Source organism: Streptomyces bacillaris, assembly GCF_003268675.1.
GTDB lineage: Bacteria > Actinomycetota > Actinomycetes > Streptomycetales > Streptomycetaceae > Streptomyces > Streptomyces bacillaris.
Window position 1 is genome coordinate 1,897,307 of record NZ_CP029378.1, and the last position, 21,909, is coordinate 1,919,215.

The window sequence follows — 21,909 nt, forward strand, 5'->3', positions numbered from 1 at the left end:
CGGGGAAGGGGTGCGTCAGTGGGTGCGGTCGTAGGCGGCGATCAGCTCGCCGCACCGCTTCACATCGGCGGCCATCGCCACCAGGAGGTCGTCGATCGTGTCGAACTTCAGCATCCCGCGGACGTAGGCGAGGAAGTCGACGGCCACGTGCAGCCCGTACAGGTCGAGGCCGACGCGGTCGATCGCGTACGCCTCCACCGTGCGCTCGGTGCCGTCGAACTGCGGGTTGGTGCCGACCGAGATGGCGGCGGGCATCGACTCGCCCTCCACCTCCAGCCACCCCGCGTAGACGCCGTCGGCCGGGATCGCCGTGTGCGGGAGGGTCTCCACGTTGGCCGTGGGGAAGCCCAGCTCGCGGCCGCGCTGGGCGCCGCGCACCACGATGCCCTCCACCCGGTGCGGGCGGCCGAGGATCTCGGCGGCGCCCGTGACATCGCCCTCCGCGACCAGGCGGCGGGTGAGAGTGGAGGAGAACGGCTGCCCGCCGCCGGCCTCACCGGTCACGAACAGGTCGATGACCTCGACGCCGTAGTCGTAGGTGGCGCCCAGCTCGGTGAGCAGGGCCACGTTTCCGGCGGCCTTGTGGCCGAAGCGGAAGTTGGGGCCCTCGATGACGGCCTTGGCGTGGAGCTTGTCGACCAGGACCTTCACGATGAAGTCGGCGGGCGACAGCTTCGAGAACTCCGCGGTGAACGGCAGGATCAGCACCGCGTCCACGCCCAGCTCCGCCATGAGTTCGGCGCGGCGGTGGTGCGGGGCCAGCAGCGGCGGGTGGCTGCCGGGGCGGACGACCTCGCTGGGGTGCGGGTCGAAGGTGACCACGACGGACGGGACTCCCAGCTCACGGGCGCGCTCGACGGCCCGGCCGATGATCAGCTGGTGTCCGCGGTGCACGCCGTCGTAGGAGCCGATGGTGACGACGCTGCGTCCCCAGTCCTGGGGGATGTCCTCCAAGCCACGCCAGCGCTGCACTGTGACCGCTCCTCGCCCGAACCTGTGTACGTGTGTAGGTGTGCCGTTACGCAGGTCTAAGACTGCCATGCTCACGCCCCGCCGCCTGCATCGGCATCGGCATCGCCTGACGTGATGTCTCCAACGCCTCCACGGTGTGCCGGGCGCTGGGGCCGACCACCGCGGCCCACTCCTGCGGGGCGTCGGTGAGCCAGCGGAGGACGAGGGCGGCGAATCCGGGCACGTCACGGGCGAGTTCGACCAGGCGGCGGTCGAAGCGGACGGCGCCTTCGGGGGTGCGGACGAGGAGCATGCCGGTGCGGTGGACGAGCGCGCGCGTGCGGATCTCGGGGCGGCCGTGGGCCCCGTCGGCGGCGGCCCGGAGGAGGGCGTCCAGCACGTCCGGGTCGCGTCCGGTGGTCCCCTCGAACTCCAGCAGGACCTCCAGCAGCTCGGCCCGCAGCGGCCGGGAGGCGGTGGACCCGGCCCCGGCGAGGACCCGGGCGAGGGCGGCGCGTACGGGGGGCGGGGCGGGGCGGTCCCGGAGCAGGCCCGTGACCAGGGGCAGCAGCAGGGCGCGGGCGGCGGGGCCGTGTTCCAGGCGGAGGTCCACGTACTCGGCGGCGTGGGTGCCGTCGTCGGGGTGGGCGTCGATGTACTCGCGTACCAGCCCGGCGACGTGCAGCGCGAGTGCGGGGGTGTCGAGCCCGGCGAGGGCCCGCAGCACCGCCGCCGCTCCGTCGCCCGGGTGGGCCAGGCGGGCGCGGAGGGCGGCGAGGACCGGCTCGGGGTGGGCCGGGAAGACCTCCGCGAGCAGCTCCACGGTGAGACCGGGCTCACCGTGGGCGAAGAGGCGGAGGGCCTGCGGGAGGTGGCGGCCCCGCGACTTGGGGTCCCGGACGAGGAGGGTGAGGGCGGCCGGGTGCAGCTCCCGGTCCGCCGGGCGCCCCACCAGGATCTCGGCGGCGGACCTGAGCAGCGCCCGGTCGCCCTCGGCGGTGATCCGGGGCTGGAGCAGTCCGGCGTACCGGGCGGCGGCGGAGCGGCGGGCCGGGCGGTCCTCGTCCCGGGCCCACCGCTCGACGGCCCGGCAGAGCGCGGTGGGCTCGTCCTCCGCGAGGGCGGCGAGCAGCTCACCGGCCCGGGTGTGCGGGGTGGCGATCAGGGCGTCGGTCAGATCGTCGACGGCCAGGTCCCGGCGGGCGTAGAGCAGGGCCTGCGCGGCGTCGGCCACGGTGGGGCGCAGGCGCCCCTCCTCCGGTGCTTCGGGGGCGCCGGGGGCTTCGGGGGCGCCGCCGGCGAACAGCAGCGGGCGCTCGTCGGTGAACCAGCGGCAGAGCAGCGGCTGCACGGTGGAGGGGTCGTAGCCCAGGCGGCGGGCCACCGCGTCGAGGTACCGCTCGTCGCCGTCGGTGCGGGGCACCCCGTCGGCAGGTACCAGACGGCGGAGGAGGTCGATCCGGTCCTCCTCGGGCAGCCGGAGCCGCCGCCAGAACCAGGGGCCGAACTCCCCGTACGCCCCCGGGCCCGCCGGTCCCCCGGCGGCGGCCGAGCACCGGGTGATCCGGCCGGCGAGGACCCGGAGGACGCCCAGATACGGGCGGGCGTCGGGCACCCGGAGCAGGCTTCCGGCGAGCAGGTGCGCCGCCCACCAGGCGGCGTCCTCGTCCCGGGGCCCGCGGCGGGGGCTTTCGCCCTGCTGCCCCTCGTACGTCCACAGCCGGTCCAGCGCCTCGATCAGGTCGGCCATCCGGTGCGCGAGGGCGGCGGTGCCCTGGCGGCGGCCGAGGAGCACCATCGCCTGGATCACCGGCCCGATCCGGTGCCGGGGCACGGGGAGGGAGCGGGGTTCCTCGGCGCCCGCAGACGGCTCGTCACCGAAGCGCGGCTCCCCGGGGGCGTGGGAACCCGCCAACGGGTCCGGCCCGCCCCTCCTCCTCCGGTACGCCATCCGGTCCGGGCCGAGCGCCGCGCCGACACCGGGCCCGCCCGCGGTACCGGGCCGAACGGCAGTACCGGCACCGGCCCCCCACCGGCAGCGCGCGCCCCACGCCCCCCGCTCCCCCGGTGCCAGCGGTGCACCAGGGAGCGCAGGGCCGCGTCCAGGTCCAGGTGCGCGCCCTGGACCCAGTCGCCCAGCTCCTCGTGGGCGAAGCGGTATCCGGCCCCTGCCGGGACGAGGAGCCCCTCCGTGAGCACGGCCGAGGCCCACCCGGTGCGCCAGGGGAAGATCTCCTCGAACGCCTCCCGGTCCAGCTCCCCCTGGCCCGGGCCCAGACAGCGGCGGGCCGCCTCGTGGACCTGGCCCGCGACCCGGGCGGCCAGCCGGCGTACGGCGGTGCCCCGGGGCTGCTCACCGGCGGCGGCCGCGATCCGGACCGCGATGCGCACGCACATCAGGTCCAGGTGGGCGCCGAAGACGTCCTCCGTGTCGGGGCGGCCCTGGACGCCGGGCGGCAGGGCCTCGCGGACCTCCGCGAGCAGCCGCAGGGTGAGCGGGTGCCGGTCGTGGCCCGGGGCGAGGGCGTGCGGCGGGATGTCGAACCGCTCCCGCGCCTGTTCGGCCTGGGCCCGGGTGAGGTCGGCCAGGCGCAGCGAGGGCGGGAGGCCGCGGGCGGGGCGGCGGGGGCGGTGCAGGGCGTCCGGCGGGTGGAGGGCCCCGGCGGTCTCCCAGTGCTCGGGGCGGCAGGCGACGACGAGCCGGACGCGGTGCTCGCGCAGCCAGCGGGCGGTGCCCGCCGTCCATTCGGCCAGCCGGTGGGCCAGCAGCGGCGGCATCTCCTCGGGGCCGTCGAGGACCACGAGGAGGGGGTGGCCCGCGTCGGCGGCGAGGCGGGCGACGCGCTCGGCGGTGGCCGTCGCCATGTCCCCGAGGGCCCCGGCGGCGGCGACGATCCGGGCCGAGCGGGTCAGCGTGCGGTCGGCCGCGTCCGCCACGGAGGTGTCGTCGGCGAGCAGGTCGGCGCCGCGCAGCCAGAGGGTGGGGGCGGGCGCCCCCCGGTCGGCCCGGCGGGCGGCGAGGGCGGCCAGCTCGGTGGTGCGGCCGGTGCCGGGTCCGCCGACAAGACCCAGGACCGTGGCCGTACCGGCTTCGAAGGCGGTGAACTCCGCGTGGATGTCCTCGCGCTCGACGGGGACGGTGCGCGGCTCGGGCCCGTCCGCCGAGCCGACGGAGGTGGCGGTGAGCTGGAGGGCCCCGGCGAGGTTGAGGTCGGGGCCGTAGGCGGGGGCGGCGGTGGCGTTGCGGGCGAGGAGGGCGTCGAGGGCGGCGTCGGCGCCGCGTGGGAGGGGCAGGGCGAGCCCGGCGGACTCGTACGGGGTGGTGAGGGCGGTGCAGAGGAGGCCGAGGACCGCGCCCGTGGCCGGGTCCGTGACCGGTCCCCCGATGGCCGCGCCGCCCGAGCGCAGGGCGTCGCGCCCGTCGGTACCGAGGGCCAGCTCCAGGGCGGCCGGGACCGGATGGGCGCCGTCCGGGGCGGTATAGGTGGCGGGGGCCGTGCCGAGGACCCGGGCCTCGCGGCGGCCGTGGGCGGCGATCCCGACGTAACTCCCGGGCTCGATCCGCTCCCGTACGGCGATGGGCAGCGGCTCCACGTCGAGCGTCCCGGAGCCGCCCGTACGCAGGAGGGCAAGGCCGAGGGCGGGGAGCGGGGTGATGTCGTCGGGGCCGACGGAACAGGTGCGGCCGTCGGTGCCGTGCAGGAGGTACGGGCCGGGGGCAGTGGTGGCCTGGTGGGCGGTGACGACCGTGCCGCGGTCGTCCGCGACGAATCCCGTCCCCCGCGGCCGGCCGGCCTGATCACAGATTCTCACCAGCGTCGACCGGTCCCCACTGCCCATGGTCCGACCGTAGGCCGCCGGTGATCGTACGGCGTAGCGCGGACGGCGAAAGCGCCCCCCGCGCCCCCGGTATTCACTCCGAGCGCCCGTCCAATGGGGTGAATAGCCGTGACCTGGACGGAGCAGGGATGGTCCCGGGGTGGGGGAAGGTGGAGCGGGCACCGGTGGGGGGTGGGTGCCCGCTCCACATGATCCGGAGATCAGGTCTCCACCTGGTCCGAAGGGCCAGGTCTCTCCATGGTCAGGGGATCAGATCGCCACCCGTCCGGGGATCAGCGCTCCGCCCGGTCCGGGGATCAGGCGAAGACGGCGAGGCTCTTGGCCTTGCCCTTCTCCTCCTCCACGAGCACCAGGAACGCCCCGTCCGGCCCGAAGACCGCGACCGGCCCCGGCGGGTAGGAGGGCATGTCCAGCCGTACGCCGTTGAGGAGCAGCCGGGCGCGCTTCTCGTCGACGTCCCAGCGCGGGAAGGCGGACGCGGCGGCCTCCGCGACCGGCATGACCGTCAGCTCCTCCTGGTGCTGGTCGAGCGTGCGGGCCGCGTCCAGTCCGTACGGGCCGACGCGGGTGCGGCGCAGCGCGGTGAGGTGGCCGCCGACGCCGAGTCCGGCGCCGAGGTCCCGGGCGAGGGCGCGGATGTACGTCCCCGAGGAGCAGACGACGGAGACGACCAGGTCCAGGACGGGGGTGCCGTCCTCGGCGACGGCCTCGCGGACGTCGTAGACGCGGAAGGAGGAGACGGTCACCGGGCGGGCCGGGATCTCGAACTCCTCGCCGCCGCGCACCCGGGCGTAGGACCGCTTGCCGTCGATCTTGATGGCGCTGACCTTGGACGGGACCTGCATGATCGCGCCGGTCAGGGCCGCCACCCCGGCGTCGATCCCCTCGCGGGTCACGCCGGAGGCGTCGGTGGAGGAGGTGATCTCGCCCTCGGCGTCGTCGGTGACGGTGTCCTGGCCGAGCCGGATGGTGCCCAGGTACTCCTTCTCGGTCAGCGCGAGGTGGCCGAGCAGCTTGGTGGCCCGCTGGACGCCGAGCACGAGGACTCCGGTCGCCATCGGGTCCAGCGTTCCGGCGTGGCCGACGCGGCGGGTGCGGGCGATGCCGCGCATCTTGGCCACGACGTCGTGCGAAGTGAAGCCGGACGGCTTGTCGACGATGACAAGGCCGTCCGGCGTCGGGTTCTGGTCGGTCATGCGGAGGCCGGGCCCTCGTTCTTCTCGGTGGGTCCGTCGGTCTCGTCCTCGTCGTCCTCGGGCTTGCGGTACGGGTCGGCGTCACCGGCGTACGTCGCGCCGGTGGACACCTGGCGCACCTCCGCGTCCTTGGCGCGCGCCTTGTCGAGGAGGTCCTCGATGGTGCGGGCGTTGTCCGGGAGGGCGTCCGGGACGAAGGCCAGGGTCGGCGTGAACCGGACCCCGGTCTGCCGGCCGACCTCGGAGCGGAGGACGCCCTTGGCGCTCTCCAGCGCCGCGGCGGAGGCCGCGCGCTCCTCGTCGTCGCCGTAGACCGTGTAGAAGACCGTGGCCTCCCGCAGGTCGCCGGTGACCCGGGCGTCCGTGATCGTCACGAATCCCAGCCGCGGATCCTTGATCCGCCGGTCCAGGGTCTCCGCGACCACGACCTGGATGCGATCGGCCAGCTTGCGGGCCCGCGCGTTGTCGGTCACCGGTCCGTCACTCTTCCTTCTGGTGTTCGCTTGCGTGTCAGTCTTCGTCACTGTGCAGCCGCCGTCTCACCGACAGCAGCTCCACCTCGGGGCGGGCGGCCACCAGCCGCTCGCACCGGTCCAGCACGTCCGTCAGGTGTCCGGTGTCACCGGAGACCACGGCGAGGCCGATCTCGGCCCTGCGGTGGAGATCCTGCCCGCCGGTCTCCGCCGCACTCACCGCGTACTTGCGCTGGAGTTCGGCGACGATCGGACGGACGACGGAGCGTTTCTCCTTCAACGACCGTACGTCGCCGAGGAGCAGATCGAAGGACAGGGTCCCCACATACATGTGTGTCCGGATGTCCCGCCGGTTCGGGTTCGTGCCCCGCCAGAACTTGGCGGGGACATCAGAACCGTACCGGAACGGCCGGGGCCGATCGACGGAAATACGACCCGTCGACCGGCCCCGACCGTGGTGGCCGGGCTCCGGGGGCGAACCCCCGCAACCCCGCCGAATCCCTGCGGATCAGCCTCGCGGCTTCTCGCGCATCTCGTACGTCGCGATGACGTCGTCGATCTTGATGTCGTTGAAGTTTCCGAGGTTGATACCACCCTCGAAGCCTTCGCGGATCTCGGTGACGTCGTCCTTGAAGCGGCGCAGACCGGAGATGTTGAGGTTCTCCGCGATGACCTTGCCATCGCGCAGCAGGCGCGCCTTGGTGTTGCGCTTGACCTCGCCGGAGCGGACCAGCACACCGGCGATGTTGCCCAGCTTGGACGAGCGGAAGATCTCGCGGATCTCCGCCGTACCGAGCTCGACCTCTTCGTACTCCGGCTTGAGCATGCCCTTGAGGGCCGCTTCGATCTCTTCGATCGCCTGGTAGATGACCGAGTAGTACCGGACGTCCACGCCTTCGCGCTCGGCCATCTGCTGCGCACGCCCGGCGGCGCGCACGTTGAAGCCGATGACGATGGCGTCGGAGCCGGTCGCCAGGTCGATGTCCGACTCGGTGACCGCACCCACACCGCGGTGCAGGACCCGGATGTCGACCTCTTCACCGACGTCGAGCTGGAGCAGCGAGGACTCGAGGGCCTCCACCGAACCGGACGCGTCGCCCTTGATGATGAGGTTGAGCTCCTGGACCAGACCGGCCTTGAGCGCCTCGTCCAGGTTCTCCAGGGAGAACCGGACGCCCTTGCGGGCGAAGTTGGCGTTGCGCTCGCGGGCGGCACGCTTCTCGGCGATCTGACGGGCCGTACGGTCCTCGTCGACGACCAGGAAGTTGTCGCCGGCGCCCGGGACGTTGGTGAGACCGAGGACGAGGACCGGGGTCGAGGGACCCGCCTCCTCCACGTTCTTGCCGTTGTCGTCGAGCATGGCGCGCACCCGGCCGTAGGCGTCGCCCACGACCATCGTGTCACCGATGCGCAGCGTTCCGCGCTGGACCAGGACGGTCGAGACGGCACCGCGACCGCGGTCGAGGTGGGACTCGATCGCAATACCCTGCGCGTCCTGGTCGGGGTTGGCCCGCAGGTCGAGCGAGGCGTCGGCGGTGAGGACGACGGCCTCCAGCAGCGCCTCGATGTTGAGGCCCTGCTTGGCGGAGATGTCGACGAACATGGTGTCGCCGCCGTACTCCTCGGCCACCAGACCGAACTCGGTGAGCTGACCGCGCACCTTGGTCGGGTCGGCACCCTCGACGTCGATCTTGTTGACCGCGACCACGATCGGCACCTCGGCCGCCTTGGCGTGGTTCAGCGCCTCGATCGTCTGGGGCATCACACCGTCGTTGGCCGCCACCACGAGGATCGCGATGTCGGTCGACTTCGCACCACGGGCACGCATGGCGGTGAACGCCTCGTGACCCGGGGTGTCGATGAAGGTGATCTTCCGGTCCTCGCCGTTGACCTCGGAGGAGACCTGGTAGGCACCGATGTGCTGGGTGATGCCACCGGCCTCGCCCGCGACCACGTTGGTCTTGCGGATCGCGTCGAGGAGTCGGGTCTTACCGTGGTCGACGTGACCCATGACGGTCACGACCGGCGGACGGGAGACCAGGGCCTCTTCGCCGCCCTCGTCCTCGCCGAACTCGATGTCGAAGGACTCGAGCAGCTCGCGGTCCTCCTCCTCCGGGCTGACGATCTCCAGGACGTAGTTCATCTCCTCGGCGAGGAGACGCAGCGTGTCGTCGGAGACGGACTGCGTGGCCGTCACCATCTCGCCGAGGTTCATCATCACGGCGACGAGCGACGCCGGGTTGGCGTTGATCTTCTCCGCGAAGTCGGTGAGGGAGGCACCGCGCGACAGCCGGACGGCCTGTCCGTTGCCGCGGGGCAGCATGACGCCGCCGACCGACGGGGCCTGCATGGCCTCGTACTCCTGGCGCCTCTGCCGCTTCGACTTGCGGCCACGACGCGCGGGACCGCCGGGACGGCCGAACGCACCCTGCGTGCCACCACGGCCACCGGGACCACCCGGACGACCGCCGAAGCCGGGACGGCCGCCGAAGCCGCCGCCACCACCGGGACGACCGGCACCGCCGCCGCCACCGCCGGGACCGGCCGGACGGCCGGCGAACCCGCCGCCACCGCCACCGGGACGACCGGCGAAGCCGCCGCCGCCACCGGGACGACCGCCACCGGCACCGCCGGGACGACCGCCGCCGCCGGGACCACGGCCACCGCCACCGGGACCGGGGCGCGGGCCGGCAGCGGGACGCTGCGGCATCATGCCCGGGTTGGGGCGGTTACCGGCGGGACCGGCACCGGGACGCGGGGCCTGCGGACGGGGCATGCCGCCCGGAGAGGGACGGGCACCGCCCTGGGCCTGACCGCCCTGGGGGCGCGGGGCGCCACCGGGGCCGCCCTGCGGACGCGGGGCGCCGGGGCGCTCCTGGCCGCCGCCGGGCCGCGGGGCACCGCCGGGACGGGGCGCCGAGGGGCGCGCCATGCCGGTGGAGCCGCCGGAGGTGAAGGGGTTGTTGCCCGGACGGGGACCGGCCGGACGGGCGCCGCCGGGGCGCGGGGCACCCTGGCCGGCGGGACGCGCGGGGCGGTCGCCGCCACGCTCGCCACCACGGCCGCCGTCACGCTGGCCACCGTCGCGCTGACCGCCGGCCGGGGCCGGACGGGCGGGGGTGGGACGCGGGCCCGGGGTGGCACCCGTGGGCCGCGGGGCCGCCGGACGCTCGGGGGCCGGAGCCGGAGCCGAGAACTCGGCGGCCGGGACCGGGGTCACCGGGGCCGCCTTCGGCGCGGGCTTCGGGCCCGGACGCGGGGCGGGGGACGGCGCGGCGGGCGCCGCCGGGGTGCTGCTCGGGGCCTCGGCGGCGGCCGGCTTGGGGGCCGGTGCGCCGGGCTTGGGGGCAGCGGGACGTGCCGCAGCGGCCGGGGAGGGCGCTGCGGGCTTCGCGGGCGTCGCCTTACGGGGCGCGCCCGGCTTCGCAGCGGACTTGCCGGCGTTGCCGCCGGGCCCCTGCAGTGCGTCGGTCAACTTGCGTACAACCGGCGCCTCGATCGTCGAGGACGCCGAACGGACGAATTCACCGAGTTCTTGGAGCTTGGCCATGACGACCTTGCTCTCGACGCCGAACTCCTTGGCGAGTTCGTATACCCGGACCTTAGCCACTTCGCTCCTTTTAGGTCCGGGTTACCGCCGGACCGTCGCTACTTCATGGGCGTACTCATCGCGTACTCATCGAGTGCTCATCGCAATCTCGACCTACTTCCAACTCGCGAGGTACCTGACCGCACGGGGTCCCGTGCCGTTCACTTTCTTACGGTGTCACCCGCTCGACGAACCGCGTGAGTGCCGCGGTGTCGAGCGGCCCCTTGGCCTTGAAGGCCCGGGGGAATGCCCGGCGGCGAACCGCCAGGTCGAGACAGACAGAGGTGGGGTGCACGTAAGCACCCCGGCCGGGCAGCGTACCGCGTGGATCAGGGGCGCAGGCGCCCTCGTCCACCACGATGCGCAGCAGCTCGCTCTTGGCCACTCGCTCCCGGCATCCCACACAGGTCCGCTCGGGACAAGCGCCGGCTTGCGTCCGGCCAGACACGATTAAGTCTACCTCCCCGTACCGACCTCACCCCTTTGGGGCAAAAATCGAACGGATGTTGTCGTGATCTCAGCGGCGTACGGCCAAGATCTATTCCCTGGAGGGGCTCCGGGTCAACGCCTTTCCGAGCGCTCCCGGGCCCGCTCGGCCCGCTCGCGGTCGGCGTTCTCCCGCTCCTCGTCGGTCTCGGTGTCGGGCCGGATGTCGATGCGCCAGCCGGTGAGGCGGGCGGCGAGGCGGGCGTTCTGGCCCTCCTTGCCGATCGCCAGCGAGAGCTGGTAGTCCGGCACGGTGACCCGGGCGGAGCGGGCGCCGAGGTCGACGACCTCGACCTTGCTCACCCGGGCGGGCGACAGCGCGTTGGCGACCATCTCGGCCGGGTCGTCCGCCCAGTCCACGATGTCGATCTTCTCGCCGTGCAGCTCGGCCATGACGTTGCGGACCCGGCCGCCCATGGGGCCGATGCAGGCGCCCTTGGCGTTGAGGCCCGAACGGGTGGAGCGGACCGCGATCTTAGTGCGGTGGCCGGCCTCGCGGGCGATCGCGGAGATCTCGACGGAACCGTCGGCGATCTCCGGGACCTCCAGCGCGAAGAGCTTCTTCACCAGGTTGGGATGGGTGCGCGAGAGCGTCACGGAGGGGCCGCGGACGCCCTTGGCGACCCGGACGACATACGTGCGCAGGCGCAGGCCGTGGGTGTACTCCTCGCCCGGCACCTGCTCCTGGACCGGGAGGATGGCCTCCAGCTTGCCGATGTCGACCAGGACGTTCTTGGGGTCCTTGCCCTGCTGGACGACGCCGGTGACGACATCGCCCTCGTGGCCCGCGTACTCCCCGAAGGTCTTGTCGTCCTCGGCGTCGCGCAACCGCTGCAGGATGACCTGCTTGGCGGTGGACGCGGCGATCCGGCCGAAACCGGAGGGGGTGTCGTCGAACTCCTTGGGCTCCTGGCCCTCTTCGAGGTCGGCCGGGTCCTCGGTGGCCCAGACGGTCACATGGCCGCGCTCGTCGATCTTCACGCGCGCCCGGCGGTAGCTGCCGTCGGTGCGGTGGTACGCGATGAGGAGGGCCGACTCGATCGCCCCGACGAGCACGTCGAACGGGATCTCCTTGTCCTGCGCCAAGCCCTTCAGAAGCTTCACATCGATGTCCACGGCTACGCCTCCTCTTCCTTCTTGTCCTTGCGGTTGAATTCGATCTCCACGCGCGCCTTGGCGATCTCGTCGAAGGCGAGGCGGCGGGCGGTGGGCTTGCGGCCCTTGACGCCGGGCACTTCCAGGTCGAGCCCGTCCTCGTCGACGGCGAGGATGCGGGCGACCAGCTCACCGGAGCCGTCGGCTGCGAGGTGGAAGCGGGCCAGCCGGCCGGTGGCGCGGACGTAGTGGCGGGGCTCGGAGAGCGGGCGCTCGGCGCCGGGGGAGCTGACCTCGAGGACGTACTCGCCCTCGCCCATCACATCGGTCTCGTCCAGCTTCTGGGAGATCGCGCGGCTCAGCTCCGCGCAGGTGTCCAGCTCCACGCCCTCGTCCGAGTCGACGATGATCCGCAGCACTCCGCGGCGGCCTGCCCGGGACACCTCGATCTCCTCGAGGTCCAGCTGCTGCGCGCTGACGAGCGGTTCCAGCAGCCCGCGCAGCCTCTCGCTCTGGGTGGTGCTCATCCGGGTGACTCCTCGGCCGCGTGTGCTGTTGTGGGGATCGTGGTGTGTCAGGTCAAAGGGTATCCGGTCGCCAGGGGTGTTGCCGTCCGCCTGCCCCGTTGCCGCGGGTACGCTCGCCTGCGGTGATCAGTTCAGGACAGATCCTGTCAGGATCGGTCCCGGCCCGAAGGAGAAACGTGCGGCGCACGGGGACGACCCGCAGGGGGGCGCTCACCGCGACAGGGGCTCTCGCACTGGGTGCGGTGCTGACCGGCTGCGGGGAGGACGACAAGGGCACGGGCGCGGGCAGACCCGTGCTCACCGAGGCCGAGGCGGTCCGGGCCGACAAGGCTCTGCGCCGGGCCGCGGCCCACACCGGCGCCCTGGCGCTCGCCCACTACGACCTGGTCACCGAGGCCCACCCGGACGCCGCGGCGGGCCTGGCGCCCCTGCGGGCGGCCGTGCGGCAGCACATCGGGGCCGTGGCGGCGGGGCGCCCGCAGCCGCCCGCCGCCGCACCCGGTCCCGTCTCCACCGACCGGCCCACGGCCCTCAAGGAGCTGGCCGCCGCCGAGCGCCGCCGGGCCGACGCCCACGCCGAGGCGCTGCTCACCGCCGAACCGGAGCTGGCCCGGCTGCTGGCCTCCGTGGCGGCGGGCGCGGCGGCCCACGCGTATCTGCTGACCGAGCTGGCCAAGGAGACCCCGTCATGACCCTTCGCTCCGAGGACGAGGCCCCCTCCCCCGCGCTCACCGCCGCCCAGGCCGCGCTGGCCGCCGAACACGCGGCGGTCTACGGGTACGGGGTGCTCGGCGGCCGGGTGGAGGCAGGGCGGCGCACCGAGGCGCGCGCGGCGTACGACGGGCACCGCGCCCGCCGGGACACGCTCATGCGCACCGTGCGTGACCTGGGCGGTGCGCCGGTCGCCGCCGACGCCGCGTACGCTCTGCCCTTCGCGGTTGCCGACACCGCGTCGGCACTGCGTCTCGCCGCCGTCCTGGAGGACCGGGTGGCGGGCGTCTACGCCGATCTCGTACGGGCCACCGAAGGGTCCGCGCGCGCCGACGCGGCGGGCGCCCTCCGGGAGGCCGCCGTACGGGCGGCCCGCTGGCGGGGCGGCAACGTAGCCTTTCCGGGGCTCGCCGAGCGGGCCCGGGACACCGATCCGGCGGAGACGGGCCCGGTGGAGGCCGCGGGGGCACAGACCCCCTGAGCCTCGGGGCCGACCGAAGGACCGGAAAGGGAACACAGGACGTATGGGTTTCGAACCGCCGCAGCGCCTGGTGCGCGCGCTCGGCGAGATGTACGGGGACGGCACGGCGGCCGACTGGCTGGACCGGCTCCCCGCGCTCACCGAACGGGCCGTCGGCGCCGCCGGGCCGGACCTCGCCGTGGAGCGGGTGGCCGCCCCCGGCGGGCGCAGCGCCCTGGTGCTGCTGGTGCGGCGGGCCGACGGGACCCCGGCGGCGCTGAAGATCGCCCCGCCGCCCGCCGAGCCGGAGCGGGAGCGGGCGGCGCTGGCGCACTGGAACGGCTGGGGCGCGGTGAAGCCGCTGGAGCCGGACGCGGAGCTGTCGGGCTCCGGGGCGCTGCTGCTGGAGCGGCTGCACCACGAGGTGTCGCTGCGCTCGCTGCCCGAGGCCAAGGCGCTCCTGGAGGCGGCGGGCACGCTGCGGCGGCTCTGGGTGGAGCCGCCCGCCGGCCACCCCTTCGAGACGGTGGCCGAGCGGACCGGGCGGCAGGCCGGGGCAATGCGGGCGGCTGCCGAGGCCGACCCGGCGCTCGCACCCCTGGTGGAGGCGGCCCTCGCGGCCCGCACGGAACTGGTGGCGGCCTCCCCCGAACTCCTCCTCCTGCACGGCAACTTCCGGCAGAGCAAGGTGCTCGCGGGCGAGCGTGCCCCCTGGCTGACGGTGGGCCCGGAGCCGCTGGTGGGCGAGCGTGCCTACGACCTGGCGCGGCTGGTACGGGACCGGGCGGAGGACCTGGTCGCCTCCCCGGGCGGTGGGGCGACGGCCCGGCGCCGGGTGAAGAAGCTGGCGGAGTCCCTGGAGGTGGACCAGGCCCGGCTGCGCGGCTGGACGCTGTTCCGGGCGGTCGAGTCGGGGACCCGCGCGCTGACGGAGGGGCGGCGGCAGATGGGCGAGGTCAACCTGGAGTTCGCGGGCTGGCTGTAGCCGGTGAGGGCGTACGGGGAGGGCCCCTGGCGGGTGGTGTGCCGGGGCCTTCGCCGTACGACGGACGCCTCTGGGCAGGAGCCGTCCTCGTACGTTCCGGTACGGGGCGGAGGCCCCCACGCCGTGCAGCGTGGGGGCCTCCGCCGTGTCCGTACGGGAGCGGATCAGGCCAGGTCGGCCGTGAGGCGGGCGATCGCCTCGTCCACCGTCAGCTCCTCGCGCTCGCCGGTGCGGCGGTCCTTCAGCTCCAGGACGCCGTCGGCGGAGCGGCGGCCCGCGACCAGGATCTTCGGGACACCGATCAGCTCGGAGTCGGTGAACTTCACGCCGGGCGAGACGCCGGGGCGGTCGTCGACCAGGACGCGCAGGCCCGCCGCGTTGAGCTTCTCCGAGACCTCCAGGGCCAGCTCCGTCTGGAGGGCCTTGCCCGCGGCGACGACGTGGACGTCGGCCGGGGCGACCTCGCGGGGCCAGCACAGGCCCTTCTCGTCGGCGGTCTGCTCGGTGAGCGCGGCCACGGCGCGGGAGACGCCGATGCCGTACGAGCCCATCGTGACGCGGACGGGCTTGCCCTGCTGACCGAGGACGTCGAGCTGGAAGGTGTCGGCGTACTTGCGGCCGAGCTGGAAGATGTGGCCGATCTCGATGGCGCGGTCCAGGGTGAGGCCGGTGCCGCACTGGGGGCAGGGGTCGCCCTCCTCGACCACGACGACGTCCAGGTACTCGTCGACCTCGAAGTCGCGGCCCGCGACGACGTTCTTCGCGTGCTTGCCCTCCTTGTTGGCGCCGGTGATCCAGGCGGTGCCGGGGGCGACGCGGGGGTCGGCCAGGTAGCGGACCTTCTCCAGGCCCTGGGGGCCGACGTAGCCGCGTACGAGGTCGTCACGGCCGACGAAGTCCTCGGCGGTGACCAGCTCGACGACGGCGGGGGCCAGGTGCTCGCCCAGCTTGCCGAGGTCGACCTCGCGGTGGCCGGGGACGCCGACGGCCACGATCTCGCCGTCCACCTTGACCAGCAGGTTCTTCAGGGTGGCCGAGGCGGGGACGCCCAGGTGCTCGGCGAGGGTCTCGATGGTCGGGGTGTCGGGGGTGTCCAGCTCCTCCACCGCGCCGTGCGCCGAGCCGTCGACCGGGGCGAGCGCGAAGGTCACGGCCTCGGTGTTGGCGGCGTAGTCGCAGTTCGGGCAGTCCGCGAAGGTGTCCTCACCGGCGGCGGCGGGGGCGAGGAACTCCTCGGAGGCCGAGCCGCCCATGGCGCCGGAGACGGCGGAGACGATGCGGTGGTCCAGGCCCAGGCGCTCGAAGATCTTGATGTACGCGGCCCGGTGCAGGGCGTAGGAGTGCGCCAGGCCTTCGTCCGTGGTGTCGAAGCTGTACGAGTCCTTCATCTGGAACTCGCGGCCGCGGAGCACACCGGAGCGGGGGCGGGCCTCGTCGCGGTACTTCGTCTGGATCTGGTAGAGCATCACCGGCAGGTCCTTGTAGGACGTGCACTGGTCCTTGACGGTCTGGGTGAAGATCTCCTCGTGGGTGGGGCCGAGGAGATAGTCGCCGCCCTTGCGGTCCTTGAGGCGGAAGAGCAGGTCGCCGTACTCGTCCCAGCGGCCGGACGCCTCGTAGGGCTCCTTGGGCAGCAGGGCGGGGAGCAGGACCTCCTGGGCGCCGATGGCGTCCATCTCCTCGCGGACCACGCCTGAGATGTTGTCCAGGACCTTCTTGCCGAGCGGCAGCCAGGTCCAGATGCCGGCCGCGTTGCGGCGGACGTAACCGGCGCGGACCAGCAGCTTGTGGCTGAGCGTCTCGGCGTCCGCCGGGTCGTCGCGCAGTGTCTTGATCATCAATCGGGACATGCGCTGGACCTGGGCCATGATGAACTCCTGCTCGCGAAAGTGGTGAGGCCGAGGTTAACCGGGCGGTGCGGGCGGGCGGAAATCCATTCAGCCCGGGGGGCGCAGCAGCGGCAGGGGCGCGCCCATGACCGCGTACGGCAGCGGGGCGCTGGGGAAGACCACCTGGCGGGCCAGGTCGCGGTAGCCGAGGGCGTGGTAGAGCGCCCGGGCCGGGGAGTCGCGGTCGATCGCGGAGAGGATCGAGCGGGGCTGCGGGACGGCGTCGGTGATGGTGGTGATCAGGGTGCGGCCGATGCCGCGCTGCTGGTGGTCGGGGTGGACGTGCAGCTCGGTGATGACGAAGGAGTCGTCGAGCCAGCCGTCGGAGCCGGTGGCCCGGAGGTAGGGCTCGACGACGGTGGACCACCAGTGGGCGCGGTCGTTGGGCAGCCCGTAGACGAAGCCGACGAGCCGCCCGTCGGGGGTGAGGGCGCCGAGTGCGCGGGCCTGGGGGTGGTCGAGGTGGCGCAGGACGATGTGGCGGCGTACGTCGACCTCGTCCTGGCTCAGCCCGAAGGCGACCGCCTGGACGTGGAGGGCTTCGTCGACGCGTGCGGCCAGGTCGATCGGGCCGACCTCGATGCCGGGGTCCGCGGGGCCGTGCGCGGTGACTGGTGCCATGCGCGAACCCTACTGGCCGGGGCGGGCGGGCCGGTACGCGCGGCGGCCGGAACGGTACGCCCGAGGGCGCGTACGCGTACGGGGTCAGAAGCCGCGTACGCGTAAGGGGTCAGAACAGCACGCTCATGAAGGTGCCCGTCTCACGGAAGCCGACGCGGTGGTAGGCCTTGCGGGCGGGGGTGTTGTAGTCGTTCACGTACAGGCTGACGACGGGGGCGACGTCGGCCAGGGCGTAGCGCAGGACGGCGGCCATGCCGGTCTCGGAGAGGCCCTTGCCGCGGTGTTCGGGGGCGACCCAGACGCCCTGGATCTGGCAGGCCTGGGGGGTGGCGGCGCCGATCTCCGCCTTGAAGACGACCTTGCCGTCCTCGATCCGGGCGAAGGAGCGTCCGGCGCCGATGAGTTCGGCGACCCGGGCCTGGTAGAGGAGCCCGCCGTCACCGGCCAGCGGGGAGATCCCGACCTCCTCGGTGAACATCGCGACGCAGGCCGGCATCAGGACCTCCATCTCGTCCTTGCGGATGCGGCGGACGAGCGGGTCGGGGGTGATGTCGGCGGACGGGCTCTCGGTGACCATGAGGGGCTGGTTGGCGCGGACCTCGCGGGCGGGGCCCCAGCCCGGCTCCAGGAGCCGCCAGAGCAGGGCGGTGGGTTCGGCGGGGCCGACGATGGAGGAGCAGCGGCGGCCGGCCCGGCGGGCCCGGTCGGCGAAGGCGCGCACGGCCTCGGGCCCGGCGCAGATGGGGACCAGGTTGGCACCGGCGTAACAGAGGGAGCGGAGCCTGCCGTCCGCGTACCAGCCCCACATCTCGCCGCCCAGGCGCCAGGGGTCGAGCCCCGCGACCTGGACCCGGGACGTGACAAAAGCGTTGGCCACGGGCTCGCTCTCCAGGATGGCGAGCGCTGCGCCGAGGTCGCTGGGTTCGAGGACCCGGGTGGTGGTCTGCGTCAACACGAGGGGGCCTCACCATGCGGTCTGCTGATTTCCGCACTGTACCCAACAAGCCTCTTGAACGCTGCCCGGGTCCGGAACCGGACTCCCGGGGACCTCCTGGACACGCCGCCGCCCCGCCGGGCGCGGGGCCGGGCGGGGCGGTGAGGAGCTGTGCTGCAGGAGGTCAGGCGCCGATGGAGACCTGGGGCTCGCCGGACGGGATGCCGTCCTTCTCCATCTGCTCCGCGATCTTGAGGGCTTCCTCGATGAGGGTCTCGACGATCTTCGACTCGGGAACGGTCTTGATGACCTCGCCCTTGACGAAGATCTGGCCCTTGCCGTTGCCGGAGGCGACGCCGAGGTCGGCCTCGCGGGCCTCGCCGGGGCCGTTGACGACGCAGCCCATGACGGCGACGCGCAGCGGGACCTCCATGCCCTCCAGACCGGCGCTGACCTGGTCCGCGAGCTTGTAGACGTCGACCTGGGCGCGGCCGCAGGAGGGGCAGGAGACGATCTCCAGGCGGCGCTGCTTGAGGTTGAGCGCCTCCAGGATCTGGAGGCCGACCTTGACCTCCTCGGCGGGCGGGGCCGAGAGGGAGACGCGGATGGTGTCCCCGATACCCTCGGAGAGCAGCGCGCCGAAGGCCACGGCCGACTTGATGGTGCCCTGGAACGCCGGTCCGGCCTCGGTGACGCCGAGGTGGAGCGGGTAGTCGCTCTGCGCGGCGAGCTGGCGGTAGGCGTTGACCATGACGACCGGGTCGTTGTGCTTGACCGAGATCTTGATGTCGCCGAAGCCGTGCTCCTCGAAGAGGGACGCCTCCCACAGGGCCGACTCGACGAGGGCCTCGGGGGTGGCCTTGCCGTACTTCTTCAGGAGCCGCGCGTCCAGGGAGCCGGCGTTGACGCCGATCCGGATCGGGGTGCCGGTCTCGCCGGCCGCCTTGGCGATCTCCTTGACCTTGTCGTCGAACTGCTTGATGTTGCCGGGGTTCACGCGGACCGCGGCGCAGCCGGCGTCGATGGCGGCGAAGACGTACTTCGGCTGGAAGTGGATGTCCGCGATCACCGGGATCTGCGACTTCTTCGCGATGGTGGCGAGCGCGTCGGCGTCGTCCTGGGTCGGGCAGGCGACGCGGACGATCTGGCAGCCGGAGGCCGTCAGCTCGGCGATCTGCTGGAGCGTGGCACCGATGTCCGACGTACGCGTCGTCGTCATCGACTGCACGGAAACGGGCGCGTCACCGCCGACCGCGACCGAGCCGACCTGGATCTGTCGGCTGACCCTTCGGTCGGCGAGCTTGGTCGGAACGGCCGGCATTCCGAGAGAAATCGCAGTCATGCGCTGTGCATCCCCAAGGTGTGGATCAAGGTCCCGATGTCGGCGGGCTCCAGGCTTCGAGGTTACGGCACCGGAGCCGGGACGCACGCACCGTCTGGACAAGTCAACCAGATGGTGACCGACCGGACACGACGCGTGTGCCCGGTGGTCATGTGTGGGGCGGAAGGGACGACCCCGTCCAGGCCGGAAGACGACCCGTCCGGGCCGAATGGGGCAACCCCCTCCGCACCCCCACGTGTCGGATCATCAGCTGATCTTGACCGGATTCACGATGTCGGCCACCAGGACCAGCAGCGTGAAGCAGATGAAGAGCCCGGCGACCACATAGGCGACCGGCATCAGCTTGGCCACGTCGAACGGCCCCGGGTCCGGGCGCCGGAAGACCTTGGCCACATTGCGCCGCAGCGACTCCCAGAGCGCGCCCGCGATGTGCCCGCCGTCCAGGGGCAGCAGCGGCAGCATGTTGAAGAGGAACAGCGACAGGTTGAACCCCGCGAGCAGGAACAGCATCATCGCGACCTGGTTCTGGGCCGGGATGTCGAGGTTCATCACCTCGCCGCCGATCCGGGCCGCGCCGACCACGCCGACCGGCGAGTCGTCGGCCCGCTGGCCGTCGCTGAAGGCCGCGTTCCACAGGTCGGGGATCTTGGAGGGCAGCGCGATGATCGCGTCGACGCCGTTCTCGATCATGTCGCCCATCCGGACGACGGAGTCGCCGAAGGAGAGCGGCACGATCTCGGTCTGGGCGGCGAAGCCGAGGTAGCCGGCCTTGATGTACTGGTCGGGGATGACCTCGCCCCTGCCGTCCTTCTTCGCGACGGCGTTCTCGCGCAGGACGGCGTTGAGGGTGACCTCCTGGCCGCCGCGCTCGACGGTGATGGTGGCGGGACCGATGGTGTTGCGGATGCGGTCCGAGAGCGTCGCCCAGTCGTCGACCCGCCGCCCGTCGAAGGCGACGATCTTGTCGCCCTCCTTGAGGCCCGCGGCCTTGGCCGGGGAGACCGGGTCGGTGTCCTTGCAGGTGTCGCGCTTCTCGCTCTGCGCGATCACGCACTGCTGGACCCCGGCGACCTCGGTGGTCTGCGTCTGGAAGCCGAAGGTCATCGCGACGCCCATGAAGATGGCGACGGCGAGGATCAGGTTCATGAAGGGGCCGGCGAACATCACGATGACGCGCTTCCACGGCTTGCGCGTGTAGAAGAGCCGCTTCTCGTCGCCGGGCTCCAGTTCCTCGTACGCGGCGGAGCGGGCGTCCTCGATCATGCCGCGCCACGGTGAGGTGGAGCGGGCTTCGAGGCGGCCGTCGGCGCCGGGCGGGAACATCCCGATCATGCGGATGTAGCCGCCGGCCGGGATGGCCTTGATGCCGTACTCGGTGTCGCCCTTCTGCTTCGACCAGAGGGTGGGCCCGAATCCGACCATGTACTGCGGGACCCGGATGCCGAACATCTTGGCCGTGGAGAGGTGGCCCAGCTCGTGCCAGGCGATGGAGAACAGCAGGCCCACGACGAAGACGGCGATCCCCAGGACCGTCAGCAGGATCGAGGTCAGACTCATGCGCGCGCCTCCGCTGTCGCTTTCGCCGAGAGTTCCCTGGCCCGTGCGCGGGCCCAGGTTTCCGCTTCGAGGACGTCCGCGAGGCTGAGCGGGGTTCCCGGGGCGGGGGTGCCGTGTTCCGTCACCACAGCGGTGACCGTATCCATGATTCCGTTGAAGGGCAGCTGTCCGGCGAGGAAGGCATCGACGCACTCCTCGTTGGCCGCGTTGAAAACGGCCGGGGCCGTGGAGCCGAGCGTACCGACGTGGCGGGCGAGGCCGACGGATGGGAAGGCCTCGGTGTCCAACGGGAAGAACTCCCAGGTGGAGGCCTTGGACCAGTCGAAGGCGGGAGCGGCGTCCGGGACGCGCTCGGGCCAGCCGAGGCCGATGGCGATGGGGCCGCCCATGTCGGGCGGGGTGGCCTGGGCGAGGGTGGAGCCGTCGGTGAACTCGACCATGGAGTGCACGTACGACTGCGGGTGGACGACGACCTCGATGCGGTCGAAGGGGATGTCGTAGAGGAGGTGCGCCTCGATGACCTCGAGACCCTTGTTGACCAGCGTCGCGGAGTTGATCGTGATGACCGGTCCCATCGCCCAGGTGGGGTGGGTCAGGGCCTGCTCACGGGTGACGTCGGCCAGCTCCTCGCGCGTACGGCCCCGGAAGGGCCCGCCGGAGGCGGTGACGACGAGCTTGCGGACGTCGGCGCGTTTACCGGCCGCCAGTGCCTGGAAGAGCGCGGCGTGCTCGGAGTCGACCGGGATGATCTGGCCGGGGGCGGCGAGCGCCTTCACCAGCGGGCCGCCGACGATCAGCGACTCCTTGTTGGCGAGGGCGAGCGTGCGGCCCGCCTCCAGCGCGGCCAGCGTCGGGGCGAGCCCGATGGAGCCGGTGATCCCGTTGAGCACGGTGTGGCACTCGCTCGCGGCGAGCGTGGCCGCCGCGTCGGGCCCGGCGAGGATCTCGGGGAGCGGCTCCCCGGCCCCGTACCGCTCGCGCAGCGCCTCGCGCAGGGCGGGGACCGCGCCCGGGTCCGCGACGGCGACCGTGTTCACCCGCAGGAGGTGCGCCTGCTCGGCGAGGAGGGCGGTCCGGCCGCCGGCGGCGGAGAGCGCGGTGACCCGGAAACGGTCGGGGTTGCGCAGGACCAGGTCGATGGCCTGGGTGCCGATGGACCCGGTGGAGCCGAGGATCACCAGATCCCGGCGGCCGTCCGCGGTGTCGAAGAGGAGATGCGGATCGGCGAGGGGGGCGGGGCTGTCGCTCATGCC

The 21,909-nt window shown here is 73.1% G+C and carries 17 protein-coding genes and 1 pseudogene; 3 read left to right on the forward strand and 15 right to left on the reverse strand.

Annotated features, from left to right (window positions below):
* Positions 1-15: 15 nt before the first annotated feature.
* The 9 genes and pseudogenes from DJ476_RS07555 to rimP form a co-directional block, all read right to left on the reverse strand.
* Positions 16-972, reverse strand: coding sequence for a bifunctional riboflavin kinase/FAD synthetase (locus DJ476_RS07555; protein WP_103421464.1), 957 nt, complete (start codon positions 970-972; stop codon positions 16-18).
* Between the two features lie 46 nt (positions 973-1,018).
* Positions 1,019-4,791 (reverse strand): annotated as a pseudogene (locus tag DJ476_RS36235) (serine protease).
* A gap of 296 nt (positions 4,792-5,087) precedes the next feature.
* Entirely contained in the window at positions 5,088-5,987 is a 900-nt protein-coding gene (gene truB / locus DJ476_RS07565) for a tRNA pseudouridine(55) synthase TruB (RefSeq protein ID WP_070200416.1), read from the reverse strand.
* Positions 5,984-6,460, reverse strand: a complete 477-nt coding sequence (gene rbfA / locus DJ476_RS07570; RefSeq protein WP_070200415.1) for a 30S ribosome-binding factor RbfA — start codon at positions 6,458-6,460, stop codon at positions 5,984-5,986. Before rbfA ends, truB begins: the two co-directional genes overlap by 4 nt.
* Before the next feature lie 37 nt (positions 6,461-6,497).
* On the reverse strand, positions 6,498-6,791 hold the full coding sequence (locus DJ476_RS07575; protein WP_015611818.1) for a DUF503 domain-containing protein: 294 nt from the start codon (positions 6,789-6,791) through the stop codon (positions 6,498-6,500).
* Positions 6,792-6,968: 177 nt separating this feature from the next.
* Positions 6,969-10,070, reverse strand: coding sequence for a translation initiation factor IF-2 (gene infB, locus DJ476_RS07580; RefSeq protein WP_112490158.1), 3,102 nt, complete (start codon positions 10,068-10,070; stop codon positions 6,969-6,971).
* 148 nt (positions 10,071-10,218) lie between these two features.
* A complete protein-coding gene (locus tag DJ476_RS07585; RefSeq protein WP_181006556.1) occupies positions 10,219-10,497 on the reverse strand; it encodes a YlxR family protein in 279 nt (92 codons plus the stop codon).
* 113 nt (positions 10,498-10,610) lie between these two features.
* Positions 10,611-11,651, reverse strand: coding sequence for a transcription termination factor NusA (gene nusA / locus DJ476_RS07590; RefSeq protein WP_112490159.1), 1,041 nt, complete (start codon positions 11,649-11,651; stop codon positions 10,611-10,613).
* 2 nt (positions 11,652-11,653) lie between these two features.
* Positions 11,654-12,157, reverse strand: coding sequence for a ribosome maturation factor RimP (gene rimP / locus DJ476_RS07595; RefSeq protein WP_018488770.1), 504 nt, complete (start codon positions 12,155-12,157; stop codon positions 11,654-11,656).
* 176 nt (positions 12,158-12,333) lie between these two features.
* Here rimP and DJ476_RS07600 point away from each other — a divergent pair, with 176 nt between their 5' ends.
* From DJ476_RS07600 to DJ476_RS07610, 3 genes are read left to right on the forward strand one after another with little or no spacing between them, the layout of a single operon-like run.
* Complete coding sequence (locus tag DJ476_RS07600) at positions 12,334-12,849, forward strand: hypothetical protein (protein ID WP_112490160.1); 516 nt, start codon at positions 12,334-12,336, stop codon at positions 12,847-12,849.
* Positions 12,846-13,349 carry a ferritin-like domain-containing protein gene (locus DJ476_RS07605; protein ID WP_070200412.1) on the forward strand — a complete coding sequence of 168 codons (504 nt, stop codon included), beginning with the start codon at positions 12,846-12,848 and terminating at the stop codon, positions 13,347-13,349. Before DJ476_RS07600 ends, DJ476_RS07605 begins: the two co-directional genes overlap by 4 nt.
* A gap of 43 nt (positions 13,350-13,392) precedes the next feature.
* Positions 13,393-14,313 carry an aminoglycoside phosphotransferase family protein gene (locus DJ476_RS07610; protein ID WP_103418989.1) on the forward strand — a complete coding sequence of 307 codons (921 nt, stop codon included), beginning with the start codon at positions 13,393-13,395 and terminating at the stop codon, positions 14,311-14,313.
* Between the two features lie 164 nt (positions 14,314-14,477).
* On the opposite strand, the gene DJ476_RS07615 is transcribed toward DJ476_RS07610, so the two are convergent.
* The 6 genes from DJ476_RS07615 to dxr all read right to left on the reverse strand — a co-directional run bounded on the left by DJ476_RS07615 (position 14,478) and on the right by dxr (position 21,906).
* Positions 14,478-16,181 carry a proline--tRNA ligase gene (locus tag DJ476_RS07615; protein ID WP_103418988.1) on the reverse strand — a complete coding sequence of 568 codons (1,704 nt, stop codon included), beginning with the start codon at positions 16,179-16,181 and terminating at the stop codon, positions 14,478-14,480.
* A 69-nt stretch (positions 16,182-16,250) separates the two neighbouring features.
* Entirely contained in the window at positions 16,251-16,823 is a 573-nt protein-coding gene (locus DJ476_RS07620; RefSeq protein WP_103418987.1) for a GNAT family N-acetyltransferase, read from the reverse strand.
* A gap of 109 nt (positions 16,824-16,932) precedes the next feature.
* Positions 16,933-17,775 carry a GNAT family N-acetyltransferase gene (locus DJ476_RS07625; RefSeq protein ID WP_070200408.1) on the reverse strand — a complete coding sequence of 281 codons (843 nt, stop codon included), beginning with the start codon at positions 17,773-17,775 and terminating at the stop codon, positions 16,933-16,935.
* A gap of 166 nt (positions 17,776-17,941) precedes the next feature.
* Positions 17,942-19,099: a flavodoxin-dependent (E)-4-hydroxy-3-methylbut-2-enyl-diphosphate synthase gene (gene ispG / locus DJ476_RS07630; RefSeq protein ID WP_029395236.1), complete on the reverse strand. Its 1,158-nt coding sequence runs from the start codon at positions 19,097-19,099 to the stop codon at positions 17,942-17,944.
* Between the two features lie 246 nt (positions 19,100-19,345).
* Positions 19,346-20,656: a M50 family metallopeptidase gene (locus tag DJ476_RS07635; RefSeq protein ID WP_103418985.1), complete on the reverse strand. Its 1,311-nt coding sequence runs from the start codon at positions 20,654-20,656 to the stop codon at positions 19,346-19,348.
* Positions 20,653-21,906, reverse strand: a complete 1,254-nt coding sequence (gene dxr / locus DJ476_RS07640) for a 1-deoxy-D-xylulose-5-phosphate reductoisomerase (protein WP_093754941.1) — start codon at positions 21,904-21,906, stop codon at positions 20,653-20,655. Before dxr ends, DJ476_RS07635 begins: the two co-directional genes overlap by 4 nt.
* Positions 21,907-21,909: the final 3 nt, after the last annotated feature.